General features: G+C 59.8%; 10 protein-coding genes. 6 read left to right on the forward strand and 4 right to left on the reverse strand.

The window, feature by feature from the left end; genetic code table 11:
- Window positions 1-436: 436 nt before the first annotated feature.
- The 6 genes from CGL56_RS17295 (at window position 437) to CGL56_RS17320 (ending at window position 9,274) form a co-directional block, all read left to right on the forward strand.
- On the forward strand, window positions 437-3,301 hold the full coding sequence (locus tag CGL56_RS17295; protein ID WP_262490640.1) for an eCIS core domain-containing protein: 2,865 nt from the start codon (window positions 437-439) through the stop codon (window positions 3,299-3,301).
- Between the two features lie 27 nt (window positions 3,302-3,328).
- On the forward strand, window positions 3,329-3,787 hold the full coding sequence (locus tag CGL56_RS17300) for an SMI1/KNR4 family protein (RefSeq protein WP_099107843.1): 459 nt from the start codon (window positions 3,329-3,331) through the stop codon (window positions 3,785-3,787).
- A gap of 80 nt (window positions 3,788-3,867) precedes the next feature.
- Window positions 3,868-5,163: a peroxidase family protein gene (locus CGL56_RS17305; RefSeq protein ID WP_099107844.1), complete on the forward strand. Its 1,296-nt coding sequence runs from the start codon at window positions 3,868-3,870 to the stop codon at window positions 5,161-5,163.
- A 34-nt stretch (window positions 5,164-5,197) separates the two neighbouring features.
- Window positions 5,198-7,309, forward strand: coding sequence for an eCIS core domain-containing protein (locus tag CGL56_RS17310; protein ID WP_099107845.1), 2,112 nt, complete (start codon window positions 5,198-5,200; stop codon window positions 7,307-7,309).
- Window positions 7,310-7,413: 104 nt separating this feature from the next.
- On the forward strand, window positions 7,414-7,950 hold the full coding sequence (locus CGL56_RS17315) for a hypothetical protein (RefSeq protein ID WP_099107846.1): 537 nt from the start codon (window positions 7,414-7,416) through the stop codon (window positions 7,948-7,950).
- A gap of 7 nt (window positions 7,951-7,957) precedes the next feature.
- Entirely contained in the window at window positions 7,958-9,274 is a 1,317-nt protein-coding gene (locus CGL56_RS17320; protein ID WP_099107847.1) for an ATP-binding protein, read from the forward strand.
- 18 nt (window positions 9,275-9,292) lie between these two features.
- Here the strand turns inward: CGL56_RS17320 and CGL56_RS17325 are convergent, their stop codons facing one another.
- From CGL56_RS17325 to CGL56_RS17345, 4 genes are all read right to left on the reverse strand, one after another.
- Window positions 9,293-10,318: a Gfo/Idh/MocA family oxidoreductase gene (locus tag CGL56_RS17325; RefSeq protein ID WP_099107848.1), complete on the reverse strand. Its 1,026-nt coding sequence runs from the start codon at window positions 10,316-10,318 to the stop codon at window positions 9,293-9,295.
- 128 nt (window positions 10,319-10,446) lie between these two features.
- Complete coding sequence (locus CGL56_RS17330; RefSeq protein WP_143470779.1) at window positions 10,447-15,525, reverse strand: HYR-like domain-containing protein; 5,079 nt, start codon at window positions 15,523-15,525, stop codon at window positions 10,447-10,449.
- 377 nt (window positions 15,526-15,902) lie between these two features.
- The gene (locus CGL56_RS17340; RefSeq protein WP_099107851.1) at window positions 15,903-17,360 is read right to left on the reverse strand and encodes a T9SS type A sorting domain-containing protein; all 1,458 of its coding nucleotides are present in this window, start codon (window positions 17,358-17,360) and stop codon (window positions 15,903-15,905) included.
- A 427-nt stretch (window positions 17,361-17,787) separates the two neighbouring features.
- Window positions 17,788-18,510: T9SS type A sorting domain-containing protein (locus CGL56_RS17345; RefSeq protein WP_187305585.1), on the reverse strand; the 723-nt coding region annotated here is incomplete at its 5' end.

Here is an 18,510-nt window from a genome sequence, read left to right on the forward strand (position 1 = left end):
GCCGAAGTTGAAGGTAGGAGCCCCCAACGACGGCTACGAGCGGGAGGCGGATGCGGTGGCGGACCGGGTGGTACAGCGACTGGCGACCCACGAGGGCGGCGGCGCGCGGGAGCCAGGTAATAACAATAAATGCCAAACAGATCAGGCTGGCAGTCAGTCTCCGCCGGCCGTACGGAAGCAGCCCCTCGCGGTAGTCATACCGATCTCCCGCATACAGCGAAAACCGGAACCGGAGCCGGAAGAACCCAGGGAGACCGATGTCGAGGAGGGGGGGCTGCAACGCAAACCCATCTTCGAGAGTGGGGCGGCGGACGACGGGGAGGTACAGCGCAAATGCGCGGCCTGCGCGGCGGAAGAAGAGAGCGTCCAGCGTAAGTGTGCACCCTGCACCGGGGAAGCGGAAGCCCACATTCGGCGATATCCGATGGGTTTGGGTATGCCGGCGGGGCTGCAGCGCAAGTGCAGTCACTGTGCCGTGGAAGAGCGGCTGCAACCCCTCCTGCGGCGCTCGGGCGATGGCAGCTTCACCGCCTCCGACGATTTTTCGGGCCAGCTGCGGGCCAGTAAGGGTGGGGGAGCCCAGCTTCCGGCGACCACCCGCAGTAGCATGGAATCGGCCATCGGGGCGGATTTCTCGGGGGTAAGGGTGCACACTGGCAGCCACGCGGCGGCGCTCAGCGACCAGATCGGCGCCCAAGCCTTTACCCACGGCTCCGACATTTATTTTAACTCGGGGAAGTACGATCCGGACAGCACCGGCGGGCAGCGGCTGCTGGCGCATGAGTTGACGCATACGGTGCAGCAGGGGGGAAGTCCCGCCCGCCCTGATGGAGGGCAAGTCCAGCGCCGGACCGGAGGAGTGGTCCAGCGTGCCTGGTACGACTTCGCAACTGACGCGGCCGGATGGGTAGGGGACAAGGTGTCTTCCGGAGCCAGCGCGGCCTGGGATGGCGCCAAATGGGCTGCCGGCAAAGCCTACGGCGGAGCGGTCTGGGTAAAGGACAAGGCGGTAGATGCCGTAATGTGGATCTACGATAGAGCCGTATCCATTCTCAATGCCGGAAAAAAATGGGTGAAGGACAAATGGAACTCCCTAAAATCCTTCGCCAGCAAGGGAATTGAATACTTCAAGACCATACTGAGCAACATTCTTTCCTTCGTAAAAAGCCCCTTGAGCATGATCGGCAATGCGATCATGAATATGAATGGTGAGGTAATCCAGATGTTCTGGAACGGCCTAACCGGGCAGGTGCAGTTCGTCTGGAACCTGTTTCAGATCATGGGGGAGGGACTCATCAATCAGGTCACCAGCCTGTGGGATGCGATCAGCAGCTTCGTGGGGGGCATCTTCGATAAGATCAACGGCATTACCAACCACTGGGCCTTCACGAAGCTGCCATCCGCCCTCCAATCCGCGATCCGGAGCCTTATGGGCACTTTTACCAGCTTATGGAATTCCATCCGTGAGGTCGGAACGGCGCTGGTGACCAGGGTCAAAACCCTGGTCCGGGATGCTTTCAATACCGTCCGCAAGTTCATCGGGCGCGTGATGAGTTTCGCCATTGATACCATCATCAACGGTATCGTCGGCCTGGGTAAGGTGTTGCTATTTCTCAGGAAATTCTTGGCCAATCCCACGCCCTACCTGAACGACCTGATGATGCGTCTGCTGCCGGATATGTTGCAGTCCGAAAGTCAGTTTCCCGCGCAAGTGGCCCGAATTGTTGGTAGTGACCAAACGGGTGGTCCGACCCCCGTGAAAGATGCCGCCCCGACAACCGTTCAGCGGTCTACCGCCCCGGGTGGTAAGGTCAAGACCAACTCGAGCTGGTCCGAAATCGGTGACGGGATCTTGCACATGATGGGGGAGAAGTGGGAGGCCGTAAAGGCAAATCCGGGCAGTATCCTGCTGACCCTGCTCATGGATATGGTCATCCCGATTGTAGGGAACGTAAAGGACGTTATCAAATTGTTTCAGGATATCAAGGCGATCGTAACCAAACCCCTGAGCGCCGGTTCGCTGGATGAATTCTGGAACAGCCTGATGCGCCTGCTGGATATTCCAATTCTTATTTATAACACCGTCTGGACAATCATCGGCCGGACCCTAATGCTTCCCCTGCTGATTGCCTCCTTCGTACCGCATCCGGTAGTGAAGGGGATTGCCGCGGCGGTGGGGTACGGACTGCTCGGTGCCATGATTCAGGGGGAGCTGGCCAACATCGGCCATAAGTTGCTGCTCCTGCGAACGGGTAAAACGGACGAGGAAGAGAAAAAACAGGCGTATAACCGCTTGTCGGACAGCGTGATTGCCTTTGCCATGGAAATTGCCATGGCCGCCCTCATGATCATTCTTTCAGTGGTGGGCAGTATTGTAAAGGGAGTATTCAGTTTCGTGCGCAGTAAAGTCGTTGCGCCAAAGGTGAAAGCATCTAAGGGGATTGATCCCGGTACGGGTAAGGTGGACGTGGACCCCAACGCGCCGAAATCCGGCCCGGAAGTCGACGGGGGTAAGCCAAAGGGGAGCGTGGATGAAGGGAAGGTCGACCTGGACACGACTAAGCCCAAAGAGGGGAAAGACCTCACCCCCAAGGATATCGAAGTGGAGGTAGGCAGTTTCAAGGACGGAAAGGTCAAGAAACTGGAGCACCCCGAGTATGACCTCGAAATAGAACTACCCAACGGACACAAGTACAAGCGAAAGAAGAACGGGAAGTGGTGCCGCTTTACCGATCCGTACTGCTTCATCAATAGCGATCCCTTCCCCTCGGACCGTGAGATGTTTGAACACCTGAAGCGGGAAGGCCTGGAGTCGGGAACTTATGAAGACTTTCTGAAAGCCAAGCCGGGAGGGGTGCCGGAAGGGACCGATTTATCCGCAGACATTCGCAACGGGTTGGTGGATAAGCCCAAACACGGAGATTGGAACTCGGCACCCAACTGGGATAAGTGGGTCAAGGAAAAGGGCGGTTCGGTGATTCAGCACGGGGATGGATCGGTAACCTACGTGAATAGAGACGGTACCTGGGTGAAGTACAATAATCAGGGGTATCCGGATTTCTCCAACCACCTCACCCACCCGGAAGTGAAGTCAGTAGATATCGACGGCTTTTCAAAGAGCCGTACCCCCGACTACCGAAAAGCCAATGAAAAGGCCGGTAAATTATTGGAATGGGGAGACAAGCCGCCGGAAGGGTACTACTGGCACCACCACGAAAATGGAAGAACCATGCAACTCGTACCCGCGGGTATTCACGATAAGTTTTTTCACGCGGGTGGGGTATCCACCAGTGGCACCTAATCCATCAACTACACAACAGAAACTACCATGAAACTCAAGGATACAGGCCCCCAGTTGAACGAAGCATCCCTGGACCGATTGGCGTCAGCGGTTCACGGTGACCTTCCCCCAGCGTATGTCAGCTTTCTGCTGGAGCATAATGGGGGTACCCCCCAGGAAGACTGGGTGGTAGACGTGGACCAGGATCACTGGAAGGAGGTAATCCTGGGGCGATTTTTATCTTATTACCCCCAAGACGAGGGTTACGGCATCACTCAGGTCTTAGAGAACAAGGGGGACCTATTCCCCCAGGGGGCCATCCCGATAGCCAGTGATCCGGGAGGGAATTACTTCCTTTTGCTGACCAATACGAATGGCCCGGTACACTTCTGGGATCACGAGCAGGAGTCACAGGACCGTAAAGGCTCCATTGAGGAATACGATAACCTGTACTTCATCGCGTCCGATTTCAAAACTTTTCTTAATCGTCTCAGGACGGATCCCTAAGCGTATGCCCACCCTAGTCCCGCCCCCGGCTCTTGCCCCCCTTCCCCCGCACCCGCGCGCCGCCGCCCAACTACTTACCCATGCAGTCCCAGCAAAATCCCCACTTTCAGTCCCACCAGAAGGATCACTTCACCCGCCTGTTCCCGGAGCTGGAACCGCTCGAACTGTCCGACGCCGACTGCTGGGCCTACGCCCAGAAGATGATGGACTGGGGTTCCCTCGACTACCCGGACTCCACGACGATCACCAACGGAGTGGCCATCTTCAGTCAGTTCCTGGCCCACGACATTACCTTCGACGCCAACAGCCGACTGCGGGGGCAGAACCGGCTGGCCACAATCGCCAACGACCGGACGATCAACCTCGACCTGGACTGCCTCTACGGGCAGAAGACCCAGGACTTCTACTACGACGCCCGGGATACCGACAAGCTGCTCCTGGGCGAGGAATACACCGATGGCAACCACCGCTGGCGCGACCTGCAGCGCAACCCCCAGCATAAGGCCATCATCGGGGACAGCCGCAACGATGAGAACATCATCGTCTCCCGGATGCACGTACTCTTTATCGAATTCCACAACCGGATGGTCGACCACATTCGCGCTACCGGGGGGCCGCAGTCGGCCTTCGCCCTCGCCCGCCGACAGGTGATCTGGCACTACCACTGGCTCATTGTGCACGAGTTCCTGGGCAAGATGCTGGACCCCAGCATCCACAGCCGGTTGCTGCGCGAACCGGCGCGCCACTATCCCTGGCCCGGGTCACTGCCACTCGAATTTACCGGAGCTGCCTTCCGGACCGGCCACAGCCAGACGCGCGACGAAAACCGCATTAACGAGCAGACGGAAAAGAAACTGATGGAGCTCGGCTTCTTCACCACCATGAAGGAGTTTGTGGACTGGCGCTACCTCTTCGACTTCGGCGATGGTAGGGTGCAGTACGCCCGGCGGATAGACCCCTTCATCGGGCGGTCCTTCCATCGGCTTCCCTTCATCAGATCCAGCGACCGGCGGGAGCAATCGCTGCCTTTCCGAAACATCCGTCGCGGGGTAGGGTACGGACTGCCGAGCGGGGAGGCGGTAGCCATGCGGCTGGGTTTCGTTCCGCTTTCGGTACCCCTCACCGAAAAACTGTGTACGGCCGGCACCCCCCTATGGTATTATATGCTCCACGAAGCCGCGGAACTCGGCAACGGTGGCGAATCACTGGGGCCCGTAGGGGGCACCATTCTGGGGGAGTGCTTCCTGACCATTTTGCGGCACGACGACGAGAGCTACCTCAAGCGCTACCCCCGCTGGCGACCTACGCTGGGCCGGGAGCCTCACCGCTTCGACTTTGTCGACCTCATTCAGTTCGCCAACCGTGAAACACATTAGGGTCACACCGTCATTAACCATCAAGCGCGCTACCATGTCCTTCAAAGCAACCCGCCAATCCCGTCGCCTTCGCATCCCCCGCCCGGAAAGCCAGGAGGGTGACCAGCCCTTTTTCAAGCCCCTGGCGGCCGCTCCGCCCGTACAGACCAAGCTGACCGTCGGTGCCCCGGACGACCGCTACGAGCGGGAAGCGGATACCGTGGCCAACCGAGTCGTAAGCGGAGGAAAGCAGAACGAAGCGCCCGCCATCCAATCCATGGCCGATAGTCGGATGGAAGAGGATCGCGCGATACAGGAGAAGCGGGACCAGGGGGCGGGGCCGCGGGTCCAACGATCGTCCCTCAAGGAGGAAGAGCCGGTTCAGCAGCCACCGATCCAACAGTCTGCCGTCGAGGAAGAGGAGCCGCTGCAGCGGATGGACACTGAGGAGGAGGAGCCGCTGCAAACCAAGCGCACGGCGGCCAGCGCGGCGCCCCGGGGGCTGGGAGCCCGTTTACGGGGGCGGGCCGGCACGGGGCGACCGCTGGACGGTGCCGTCCAGCAACAAATGGAGGCGGGCTTCGGCCGCGATTTCTCGAACGTGAACGTGCATACCGACGCGGCCGCCGATGAAATGAACCGGGAACTGGGGGCCCGGGCCTTCGCGCGGGGCAACGACGTCTACTTCCGTTCGGGGGAGTACAATCCGGATACGGCCCAGGGTCAGCGGCTGCTGGCGCACGAACTAACGCATACGGTGCAGCAGGGTGGGGAAGTCGCCGTACCCCGAAAGCCGGCCCCCGCGGCTGCCGTACCGATCCGGAGCAACCGCACCGGCACCAGCGTACAGCGACAGGCGGTTGCCTTCCCCTGGGAGGGGGTAATCGATACCCGGTGGAATGCCGCCCTGCGCAGTACCGCAGCGAATGGCCCCGGCAACTTCGTAACCTCGCTCAACCGCAATACCCGGGTAACGGTGACCGGCAATACCAACGGGTGGTTAGCGGTAAGTACAACGATCGATGGATCGGTGGTGGCGGGGTTCGTCCACCGCAGGCTGGTTTCCCCCATACCCGCTGCCGGCACCCTCAGCCCCGCCAATGCGGACTCCCGCCGCGAACCCACCGCCTTCGGAACCTATAATGTTTACCCCAACGCGGCAACCGGACTTGCCGCCGGCACCAACGATGTTTACGAAGCAGAATTTCAACGCCTGCAAACCGCCTGGAATCACGTAACCAACAGCACCGGAGGCATCCGGATCAACGGCACCCCCGCCGATGTGGCCGACATGATCAGCCTGATCGGCCGGGAAATGGGCCGATCGCAGACCTTCCGCAACCTTATTCAGGAAATCACCGCCGATGCCGCCCGACCCGTGACAATCAACGCAGGAAGGAATAACGCCTCGTGGATCGACAGTTTTGCCACCAACAACGTCGACCTGAACGATACCGAAGTCCTGGACGATGCGCCGCGCCCTGGGTACGAATGGGCCACTTCACAGGGGGAAATGACTACCCACTGGTTGACGGAACGCCGCCACGCGGCCGTACACGGCGGCGGATTTGGACCAGCTCATGCCGAACCGCTTGCGGCCGGCGGGACCCAGCAACAGTATCGACGAGACCTCGGCGCGCCGGGGCGAATTGTTTCCCAGGTCAGAAACAACCAAACGGATGCCGCCGGGAACTATGCCGGCCTGCACCAGGGTGAATACACCGACGACGCCGGCAACCTGCAAATCATCCGGCGCGACGACTCCGGCGGCGACCCGGTACCGTACGAGATCGAGTATGCTCCGGCCGCCCCGACCGCCGCTGCGCCGGGGGTAACGCGCCACAACCGCCTCCACCTTCGACTGACCTCCAGCGCCGCCGGAGGTGATGATCACTACCTGAAGATCAGGTCGGCCGGGGGGGCAACGGTCACAACGGCCACCCACTTCACCAACGCAGGTGCACCCCTGGTGCAAAGCGAGCGCCTGGGCAACCTCGTACCGACCGGAGCGAATATTTCCATCACCATTATCAAAGACCCCGGTTTTTGGTCGGACGAACAAATCGGGACCCTCCTATGGGCCCATCCCTTCGATTCCGATAGCCTGTCGGTGGTCCACGACGGCGTCACCTACCGTCTTACCGTAGGCTTACACATGGACCCGTGACCACTATCTGCCTGCCGCTTGGCCTTTGCCTGGCCATTCTCCTCTGTTTAGGCAACTGCGCGGCGTGTACCGGTCCGACGTCCCCTTCCAACAGTTCTTCCGCTATGAATGCACCATCCGATACCCAGGCCATGCTCGAAAAACGATATCCGCCCGAACGGCTGCAGGTAGACCGGGTGAGGTACGACCCCGTCGACAAGCTCGTGCCGCTGCCGAATGGATCGCCGGTGGTGGAATATTTGCCGCAAACCCGCTTCTACCGGACCTGGATGACGACGAACTACGAGAACTACTATAAGGTGCCGGTGATCGTCGCTCATCCGGAACACGGACAGCCCGCGGTGCTATGGTCGCCCCTCTTCCGGAATGATTCTCCGGAGTTTACCTCACTATTCACGGGAATAAAACTGTCAGCTTCCGGGGCGGACAAGTTCGGGCTGGCCCTGGCGGAACTTTACGCCAGTCTCTATCCGGATGGCACCTTCCACAAAGACCAGTCGGGTAGTCATGTGGCCTTCTTGCTTCTCCGCAACGACTCACCATTTCGCCAATTAATAGTGCGGGTGTCGGAGGAGGATACCCTAACCGAGATAGCGTGTTTGCCCGCTGCCGCCCTTGAGAACCGTCCGGACAAAAAATAAACACCCCGTGACTGCCGCACAAACTCAGAACATTTACGCGCTGCTCCGCGATCTCCTGACCTTCCAGCTCTCCGAATCCGACGACGGGAGAGAACGTCGGGGGCTGCTTCGACGGAGTCAAGGCTTCGAGGGGATCTACCCCCTGCCGGACGCACCCTGGACCGACGAGGCGCGGGTGGCCTGGCTACTGGCGCTGTTGCCCCACGCCAGCCCCGACTTGCTGGATCGCCTCCTGCGCGAGCAACTGACCGAGGCCGGAGACTTTCCCCGCCTGGGCGGCACGAAGGGGGAGCAGTACCGGGGCATCCTCCCAACGGGGGAAACCGCCCTCTTCCTGCTGGCTGGCGACCGCGCGGATTGGCGGATGGAAGCCCGCACACTTTTCAGCGGAGATCACTTCCTGGCCGAACGTCGGCTACTGCTCCTGGCTGATGTCCCGCCGGGAGAACCGCGATTGTGCGGGAAGCTGCTGCCGGAGCCGGATGCGGTGGAAAAGATCCTGACCGGCCACGAGGCCAAACCTCACTTCAGCACCCGCTTCCCCGCCGAGCGGCTGACTACGAAAATGGAGTGGGAGGATCTCATCCTTTCGCCGCGTACCCACGACCAACTCGCCGAGGTAATTGCCTGGGTGGACCACGGCACTACACTACTCCAGGATTGGGGCATGGGGAAACGGATTAAGCCAGGCTACCGCACCCTGTTTCACGGCCCCCCGGGGACGGGCAAGACGCTCACCGCAAGCCTGCTCGGCAAGCGAACGGGCCAGGACGTCTACCGCGTAGATCTTTCCATGGTAGTCTCCAAATACATCGGCGAAACCGAAAAGAACCTGTCCGCCCTCTTTGCCAAGGCCGAAAACAAACAGTGGATCCTCTTCTTCGACGAGGCGGATGCCCTCTTCGGGAAGCGCACGGCCACTAAAGACGCCCATGACCGCCACGCCAACCAGGAGGTCAGCTACCTGCTGCAGCGGGTCGAGGCCTACGACGGCCTGATCATCCTGGCCTCTAACTTCAAGAGCAACATCGACGACGCCTTCATGCGCCGTTTTCAGTCCGTCATTCCCTTCCTGCAACCCTCCGCCGACGAGCGCCGCCGCCTCTGGGCCAACGCCTGGCCGGAGGGGGACCGCCTGGTACTGGACAAAGCGTGTCGCCCTGAAATTTTGGCGGAAGAGTACGAAATCACGGGGGCCACAATTAATAATGTCGTCCAGAAAGTTTGCCTGCGGCTCCTGGCTGACGACCGGCGGGAGGTGAACCAGGAGCTGGTCCTCGAAATTCTCCGTCGGGAACTGGGGAAGGAGGGAAAGCTCGTATAGGCGCGCGCCGTGCTATTCTTACTTGCGCACCGGCACCGACTCCAATATCTCCAGCTGGGCCACAATGTCATCCAGCGGCACGCCGGGTTGGGCCCCCTGGGTGATGACCTGATATACGTTGTCGAACAGGTCGTACCAGCGCCCCGGGAGGGACTGTACCGGACCGCGCACGGTTACTCCGCCGGTGGTCGTATGGAGCAGGCCGTGTTGTTCGGCGGGCTCTTGGCCAAAGTGGTCGTGGTCAGGCTGAATGCCCGCCTTAAGCTGGTCCTCCTGGATGTCGATGCCGAACTTAACGAAGCTCCCCTGCCGGCCGTGCAGGCGATAGCGGGGCGTAGGCTCGCGGACGAGCAGGCTGCAGGAAAGGCGCACCCGCAGGGGGCCACCGTAGACCAGTTGCAGGTCGAATGCGTCCGGGATATCGGAGCCCGTGCGCTGCATCCACTGGTCGCCGATGACGTCTTTGGGTCGACCGAATAGGGCGATGGCCTGATCCAGGATGTGGGCTCCGAGGTCGTACAGCATGCCCGAGGCCGGGCCGGGCTTTTCCTTCCACGGCTTGGCGTTGGGCTCGGGCTTCCAGCGGTCGAAGCGTGCCTCGTAGGCCACCAGTTCGCCCAGGCTTCCCCCCTTGAGCACCTGCTTTACGGTAAGGAAATCGCTGTCCCACCGGCGGTTCTGGAAGACGAACAGGTGGCGGTCCCTAGCCTTGGCCAGGTCGCGCAGCTCCCGCAACTGGGCGGCGGTGGCGCAGGCGGGTTTGTCCACCAGTACGTGCTTGTTGGCTTCCAGGGCAGCCCGCGCCAGATCGTAGTGGGTAGCGTTGGGGGTGGCGATGCTGACCAGGTCTATGTCCGGGTCGGCCAGCACGGTTTCCAAGTCGTCGGTGGGTTCCATGCCGGGGAACTCCTCGGCTACTTCAGCGGCGCGGCTGGTGACTATCCGGCCGACGGTAAAGCCGGGGTGGGCGCGGAAAAAAGGCGACTGGAGATAGCGGCCGGAAAGGCCGAAGCCGATCAGGCCGACGTTAATCGGGGTACTCATATTTGGGGTGTTTCTATCCCAAGGTATGCACCGCCGCGCAAACCGCTTGCGTGGACCCGCACGGGACAAATGCACATAAAAAGCCCTTCTCTCCGGCGACGGGGGGAAGGGCTTTGTGTACCGTTCCTTTAACGGTGGATGCGGATGAAGGGCCGAATGTGCGGTGATCCTGTTTCAGGTATTAGGATCATCTTGTACAGTCCGGATGGCAGGTTCGTCACCTCAAAATCGACCTGGTTAAAGCCTTCGCTGGTGATGATTCGCCGGACAAGCTGCAGTCGGCCGGTAGCGTCGTAGACCTGCACCATGACGGGTTGTCCGGTGGGATTAACGAAGCGCAGGGTGAACATCTCGTCCACCGGGTTGGGGAAGAGCTGAACGTCGGAAAGGCCCTCGGCACCGCGCTGGTCGAAGTACACGGGCTCGTTTGCCAGTTCTTGAGGGGTAAGCGCTCCGGCTTCTTTGGTGCAGGAGCAGGTTGGTCCCACGTCCTCGAAACCGAGTCCTCCCTGGTTTCCTGCTTTAATGGAAACGTCGGTTTCCCAATCCCTGAGGTCGCCCCTGATCAGGTAGCTGTAGGTAGCGCACTGACCGGGTTCTTGCTGAAGTGCTCCGTCAGAGAAGCCATCGAATTGTACGTCGTAGCGGGTACATCTGCCGGTCCTTCCATTGATCTCCGCACGCAAACCATCCACGCTGCTGTAGGTGTCCAGCAGGTAGGACTTCGGCAAGTCACAGGGAATCGAGAAGCGGATATTCGAGATGTCCTTACAATCTTCGCCAATGAGGCACAGCTCCCAGGTGAATCGGGTAGTATTGTCCTCCTCGTTGTACTCGAGTTCAAAGGTGATCGAGTAGCAGGGGTCAGTCAGTCGGGTATTGACGGTGATGACCTGCTCACCGGTGGTGGCATTGCCGCAGTTGTCGGTAGCGGTCCAGCTGCGGGTGAGGGTGTAGTAGTCCTCACTGCAGGAGTCGTCGCGCACTTCGCCGTTGTAGACTACGTCGACTTCATTGTCGCAGTTGTCGGTAGCCTGCGGGTAGGCCACGGGCGGAACGTCCTCGGTGCACGTCAGTTCTACATCGGCAGGGCAATCCACGAAGGTCGGTGGAATGGTATCGACCACGTTGATGGTCTGCAGCGGCGAGGCGGTATTTCCACAGGTGTCGGTGGCACTCCAGGTACGCTCAATGGTGTAGCAGTCCACCCCGGCACCTTCCACGATCACGTCGGAATAGGTGGCCGCAAGTTCCCCGTCACAGTTGTCCGTTGCCGTTGCCCCGCCGGTGTTGGCCGGGTCGGTGGATTTGGTACAGGAGAGTGCCGGAATGTCCGCCGGGGCGGTCACCACCGGTGCCAGGGTATCGAGCACGGTGATGGTCTGGCTTACTGAGCTCGTATTTCCACAGGTGTCGGTGAAGGTCCAGGTGCGGACCATGGTGAAGTCGTTCAGGCAGGCACCGGGGATGACCGTCGTTGTTGGACTCACGGAGATGTCTCCGTTGCAGTTGTCGGTAGCGGTGAGATTTACCGGCGGTGGCACGTCGTCGGCACATTCCAGGCTCAGGTCAGTGGGTGCCGCTTGCGGAACTGGGGCTAGGGTATCGAGCACGGTGATGGTTTGGCTGACGCTGCTGGTATTACCACAGGTGTCAGAGAAGGTCCAGGTACGGATCATCGTGAAATCGTTTATACAGCTACCAGGGATGACCTGGGTATTGGGGCTCACGGTGATGTATCCGTCGCAGTTGTCGGTTGCCGTCAGGTCGATCGGTGCGGGTACGTCGTCAGCGCATTCCAGGCTGAGGTCGGCCGGGGCCGCGGACGCGACGGGCGCCAGGGTATCCAGCACGGTGATGGTCTGGCTCACTGAGCTCGTATTGCCACAGGTGTCGGAGAAGGTCCAGGTGCGGACCATGGTGAAGTCGTTCAGGCAGGCACCAGGAATGACCAGGGTAGTGGGGCTCACGGTGATGTCCCCGTCGCAATTGTCGGTGGCGGTCAGGTTTACGGGAGGTGGTACGTCGCTGGCGCACGCCAGGTTCAAGTCGGCGGGCACTGCCTGGGGCACCGACGCCAGGGTATCAAGTACGATGATGGTCTGACTGACGCTGCTCGTATTCCCACAGGTGTCGGAGAAGGTCCAGGTGCGGACCAGGGTGAAGTCGTTCAGGCAGGCACCGGGCGTGACCTGTACCGTGGGACTCACGGTGATGTCCCCGTCGCAGTTGTCGGTGGCGGTCAGATTTACCGGCGGTGGCACGTCATCGGCACATTCCAGGCTCAGGGCGGCGGGTGCCGCTTGCGGAACCGGTGCCAGGGTATCCAGCACGGTAATCGTCTGGCTGACGGAACTGGTATTGCCGCAAGTATCGGTGAAGGTCCAGGTACGGACCATGGTGAAGTCGTTCAGGCAGGCACCGGGAGTGACCAGGGTAGTGGGGCTCACGGTGATGTCGCCATGACAGTTGTCGGTAGCGGTCAGATTTACCGGTGGTGGTACGTCCTCGGCACATTCCAGACTCAGGTCAGCGGGGGCTGTTTGTGGCACGGGCGCCAGGGTATCGAGCACGGTGATGGTCTGGCTGACGCTGCTCGTATTCCCGCAGGTATCGGAGAAGGTCCAGGTGCGGACCATAGAGTAGTCGTTCAGACAGCCGCCGGGCGTGATATGTACCGTAGGACTCACCGTGATGTCCCCGTCGCAATTGTCGGTGGCGGTCAGGTTAACGGGGGGTGGTACGTCACTAACGCACGCTAGGTTCAGGTCAGCGGGGGCTGCTTGCGGCACGGGCGCCAGGGTATCGAGCACGATGATGGTCTGAGTAACCGATTCCTTGTTGCCGCAGGCGTCGGTAAAAATCCAGGTACGGTTGATGGTGAAGTCATGGAGACATTCGCCAATCGAGTGCTTCTTATCGATGGGGCTGACCGTGATCTCCTCACCGCAATCGTCTATGGCGGTCAAATCTTCGGCTGGTGGCACCTTGTCGCTGCATTCCACGGTTAAATCCTCCGGGGGATGGGGCAGTTTGCTGATTCCTCCTCCGCTAACCGTGATTTTTTGGCTGACGCTGCTGATTTTTCGGCAGGCGTTGACAAAGGACCAGGTGCGGGTGATGGTGTAGCCGTCGCATTCCTCACCTGGTTCTACAGCCTCGTTCAATTGGCCGGTGAGTTTATTGCCGCAATTATCGAACGCCACAAGAGAGTCGGGTGGCGGCACCTTGTCGCTGCAAGCCAAGACCAGCGCCTTTGGAGGCTCGGGGAGTTGGGTTGTTTCGATGCCCAGCACCGTGATTTTTTGACGAATTTGGCTATCGGTGCCGCAGGCATCGGTGAAGGTCCAGCTGCGGGTAATGCTGTAGCCAGAGCATTCGTCTGGTTGCTTTACAGCGTCGTACGGTTGGCCGATGATCTCCTTCCCACAATCGTCGATTGCAATTAGGGGCTCAGCTTCTGGTACCTTACTGGCACATTCCACGATCAAATCCTTGGGAGGCTGGGGCAGTTCGCTTATTCCTCTGCCCAGCACGGTGATGTCCTGACTGACCTGGCCGGTGTTGCCGCAGTCATCGGTGAAGGTCCAGGTGCGTAGAACGGAGTAGCCCTCGCAATCGCTACCGGGCCCTAGAGCGTCTTTGGGGAAGGCGGTGATCTTTGTGCCGCAATCGTCGATGACTGTGAGGGGGGAGCCCGGCGGCACCTTTCCGCCACATTCCACGATCAGTTTCCCCGGGGGGGTGGGCAGGTGGCTTATTCCACTGCCGCGCATGGTGATCTTCTGGCTGACGCTGCTGATTTGTTTGCAGGCGTTGATGAAGGTCCAGGTCCGGGTGATGGTGTAGCCGTCGCATTCGTCTGCTGGCCCTGCGACGTCGTTCGGTTGGCCCGTAATCTGGTTGCCGCAATCGTCGATGGCAATCACTGTTTCGGCCGGCGGTACTTCGCCACCGCATTCCACGATCAGGTCCTTTGGCGGCTCGGGCAGCTGGCTTACGGTATGGCCCAGTACCTTGATCTTTTGGCTGACGCGGCTATCGAGGCCGCAGGCGTCGGTAAAGGTCCAGCTGCGAACGATGGTGTAACCGGTACATTCGTTGGGTCTCGCCGCGTCGTTCGGTTGGCCGATAAATTCCTCTCCACAATCGCTGAGGGCCGTAAGGGGCTCAGCCTCTGGAACTCCACCACCGCACTCCACGATCAAATCCTCTGGGGGCTGGGGCAGTTTGCTTATTGCATTGCCGGGTACCGTAATGGACTGCCTGGCCGTACTGCGGTTGCCGCAGGAGTCGGTGAAGGTCCAGGTGCGGTGTATGGTGTAGCCCTCGCATTTGTCTGGGAAAATCTCTGTCGTTAACGCTCCGCTAATTTGGTTGTCCTGGCATTTATCTATTGCCGTCAAGTCCGGGGCGGGGGGCACTTCCTCGCCGCAGGAAAGGGTTCGGTCGGCAGGCACAGCTGCCGGTACGGGAGGGTCCTTGTCCACCAAGGTGATGATCAGAACACATTTGGTCCCTTCCCCCTCTCCATTGACGGCGGTCCAGGTGCGGAAAATGACGGATTCATTCGCACACTCGCCGGGCTCTACTACGTCGGAATAAGCGATGTGGGCGTCATTACATTCGAGGGTGGTCGGGGTCCCTTCCTCATCGTATATGACTCCGGCTTTACAACTAGCTTTTCCGGTGTTTACCGGGTCGATTGAAGCCGAGCAAGGCAGGGAAATGTCCGGCGGACACTCAATCTGCGGGACCGACTCCGGGGGGGCACGAAAGGTAAGCCCATGACGAGGCCCCGCTATTTTTGCGTCGGCAGCGTACCCAAGCGGTGCAGACGGTATGGATCGCTTTTCCATCCGATCTCCACTGTCGGCCAGGTCGGGTGCGGGCGAGGTAAAATTGTTGTAATTCCCGGCCACCATTGCCGCCGGAAACAGTAACGTAAGCAGCAAAACCCAAAGGATCGGGGGGAAGGACCAGGCTGGGCGCACCGGCGTGTTGGTCAGCGGGGAAAGAGTAGAGTGTTTCATCATTGACAGTTTTGTTATAGCAATAGAAAGGGACTCTACGGACCCTGGGGAAAGAGCCGGCACAGTACATCCTCCTGCCAGCGCGGGAGGCGCTGGCCAGTAGGGAGAAATCAGAAGTTGAGGTAGGTGGGGGTATTGTTGCGGTGTACCTCCACGGGGGAGGTGCCAATACATATGCCTGTCCGCTGCCTTATGCCAATAATCATGACCAGGCAGACTGGCCGGCCTGAACCGTTCGGACTAAAGCGATCGTTCCAGCTGAATAGCAGAAATAAATGGGCGGTGCTCGGGGAGAACCAGGGCGCTACAATAGAAACTCGCGCCTCGATGCCGAAATGGGGGCAATACTTAATATAGGGTTTATTTGTTTAAACTCAAAATGTGGCGACAATAAAGTGAATGTCCGGCAGTGCAATACATGTATGTTAATAATTAATTTATAGGGTGGCTGGATAGCGCCATTCTGGCGGCGGAGCGCAGGTGCCAGGCACAAAAAAACCTCCTCCCTGCCGGAGCAGAGAGGAGGTTGGTTATTCCGGTGGAAGTAGTGGTTACTGCAGTCGGAGGAAGGTGCGGACGGTGCGCTCACCCTCCGCGGGGGTCACCACCATTTGGTAGAGTCCGGCGGGTACGTCGCCCAGGCTCAACTCTACGGTGTTGGTGCCGCTGGCGGCCTCCAGGGCGCGGGCGAAGGACACCCGGCCGGTGGCGTCGTATACCTGCAGGTCAACCCGCTGGTCGCTGGCAGATTCAAAGCGCAGGGTGATCAGGTCGCGGGCCGGGTTCGGGAACACGGCTACGGCGTTGATGCCGGTGGCGTCAGAGGTAGACTGTACGAGCGACTTGCCCTTCTTTTTGCCAAAGCTCTCACTGCTGGAAACTTGGGTAGAAGAGGAGGTACGCTCCACGTTACAACCATCCAGGCTGATGCCGGGGAAGTCCAGTCCCTCCTGGTTACCGGCCTTGATGGCTACGTCGGTCACGTATTCGCGCAGGTCGGCGTCGATCAGGTAGCTGAAGGTGACGCACTGGTTGGGCTCACGCTTCATGGCTCCGTCTCCGAAGCCTTCAAACTGTACGTCATAGCGCTCGCAGCGGCCGGTGCGGCCGTTGATCTCTACTTTCAGTCCGCTCATGCTGGAGGAGGACTCCAGGAGGGCGGACTTGGGAAGGTCACAGGGGATGGAGAAGCGGATATTGGAAATGTCCTTACACTCGTCGCCGATCAGGCACAGCTCCCAGGTAAAGCGGGTGGTGCCCGCCTCGCTGTCGTATTCCATACAGGGGGCCAGGGAGTAGCACTCGTTCTCCAGCGGGGGCGGGGTACGGGTAATAATCTGGACATCCTGACCTTCTCCGCACTCATTGGAGGCGGTCCAGGTCCGGATTATTGTGCTGCAATCGTCTTCAGGCTCACCTACCGTTTCGTCGGTATAGGTTACGGGACCACTGGCATCGGTGGCGGTGGCCATACCGGTATCGGCGGGATCGGTTGACGCTCCACAGGTGATGGTGATGTCAGCGGGAGCGGTGACCACGGGCTCCTTTCCTTTTATGACGCGGATGATCTGAGTACAGGATTTGGGCTCCCCATTTACGTTGGCCGACCATACCCGGGTAATGATGGCGGAAAGTTCCGGATCATCGGGGTTATTGTTAATGTGATCTTCCCAGGTCAAGTCCGTCACTTCGCAATTGTCGTCTCCGGCGTTGGGTAGGTCATTGGGGGCCGGTGGATTTGGCACGTCCGCATCGGCAATGCAGTTTACCTCGTAGTCTCGTTGACAGACGAGGGTGTTACAGGTAAAAGCAACCGAAGCATCGGCCAAGAAGGGAATTTCGAAGGACGTGGAACCCGCCTCCGGGGCCTCATCCGCCGCAGCGTAGAGTTCGGAGAGGTAGAAGGGAGTTGCCGTACTGCTCGCCGCGGTTAGCCCCCCGGCAAGGAGCAGGCAGAGGAGGCCGAGGCCCCACCGGCGGTTAGCGAAATAAGCGTAAGTGTGTCTCATGTGGATGTTATTTATAGTGTTGAAAAGAGGTTGAACAGCAAGGCCCTGACCGGCCGCACCAGCAAGCCATCTCCGCTTCCGGCGCAATGGGAAGGGCAACAACTGGGGTGGGGCAGTACAGGTGTTATCGGAGCTGCGATTCCCGAAGTCGGGAAGTGGCTTCACCGGGGCGGGAACATCAGCTTAAGGTCGTGTTGCGTCAGAGTGATTAGTGGGTGTGCAAATACAGTTCATAGTGTGGTATGCTTGTAAATTATATGTTTTTCATTGAAATGCAAAATTTTATTTGCGCGCATTGGGGAGGGGGGTGTGCTGTCCGCCGGACGGCCTTGGCGGGGTAGCCCAACCGCGTATGACTGGCTAAAATGAAAAACCTCCTCCCTACCGGAGTAGAGAGGAGGTTGGTTATTCCGGCGGTTCCGGGGCGTTACTGCAGGCGCAGGAAACTCCGGACGGTGCGCTCGCCGTCATTGGGGGTCACCACCATCTGGTAGAGGCCGGCGGGGGTGTCGCCCAGGCTCAGCTCGACCGAGTTGTTGCCGGTCATGGCATCGTAGGCCCGGGTAAGGGTCACCCGTCCGGTGGCGTCAATGACCTGGATGTTCACCCGCTGGTCGCTGGAAGAGGCGAAGCGCAGGGTGATCAGGTCGTGGGCCGGGTTGGGGAAGACGGCCAGCGCTCCAATACCCATTGACTCGGTCGGGGCCAAGGATTCGCGGAGCGGGAGGTCCCAATCGCTTCCTGTATCCAGGCGCTTGGAGGTCAAACGCTTGTCGTCGCAGTCGTCTTCGGTCACATCGCAGAAGTCCAGTCCGGTCTGGTGACCAGCCTTGATAAGGACGTCGGTGGCGTATTCACGGTAGTCTCCTTTCAGGATGTAGCAGAAGGTGACGCACTGACCGGGGGCGTGCTCCATTGCGCCGTCGCGGAAGCCGTCGTATTTGATGTAGCAGGGGGCACACTTATCATCGCCGCCCTCGCAGGGACCACAGTGCTCGTCGTCGTGGCCGCAGTCATTGTCGTCATCATCGTCGTCATCGTATCCGCAATCATCGTCTTTATCGTCGCGATCGTCATCGTCATCCTTGTCGTCGTCCTTATCGTCGCGATCATCGTCCTTGTCATCGTCGTCGTCCTTATCGTCGCGATC

The sequence above is a fragment of the Neolewinella marina genome (genome assembly GCF_002631205.1).
GTDB classification, from domain to species: Bacteria; Bacteroidota; Bacteroidia; order Chitinophagales; family Saprospiraceae; genus Neolewinella; species Neolewinella marina.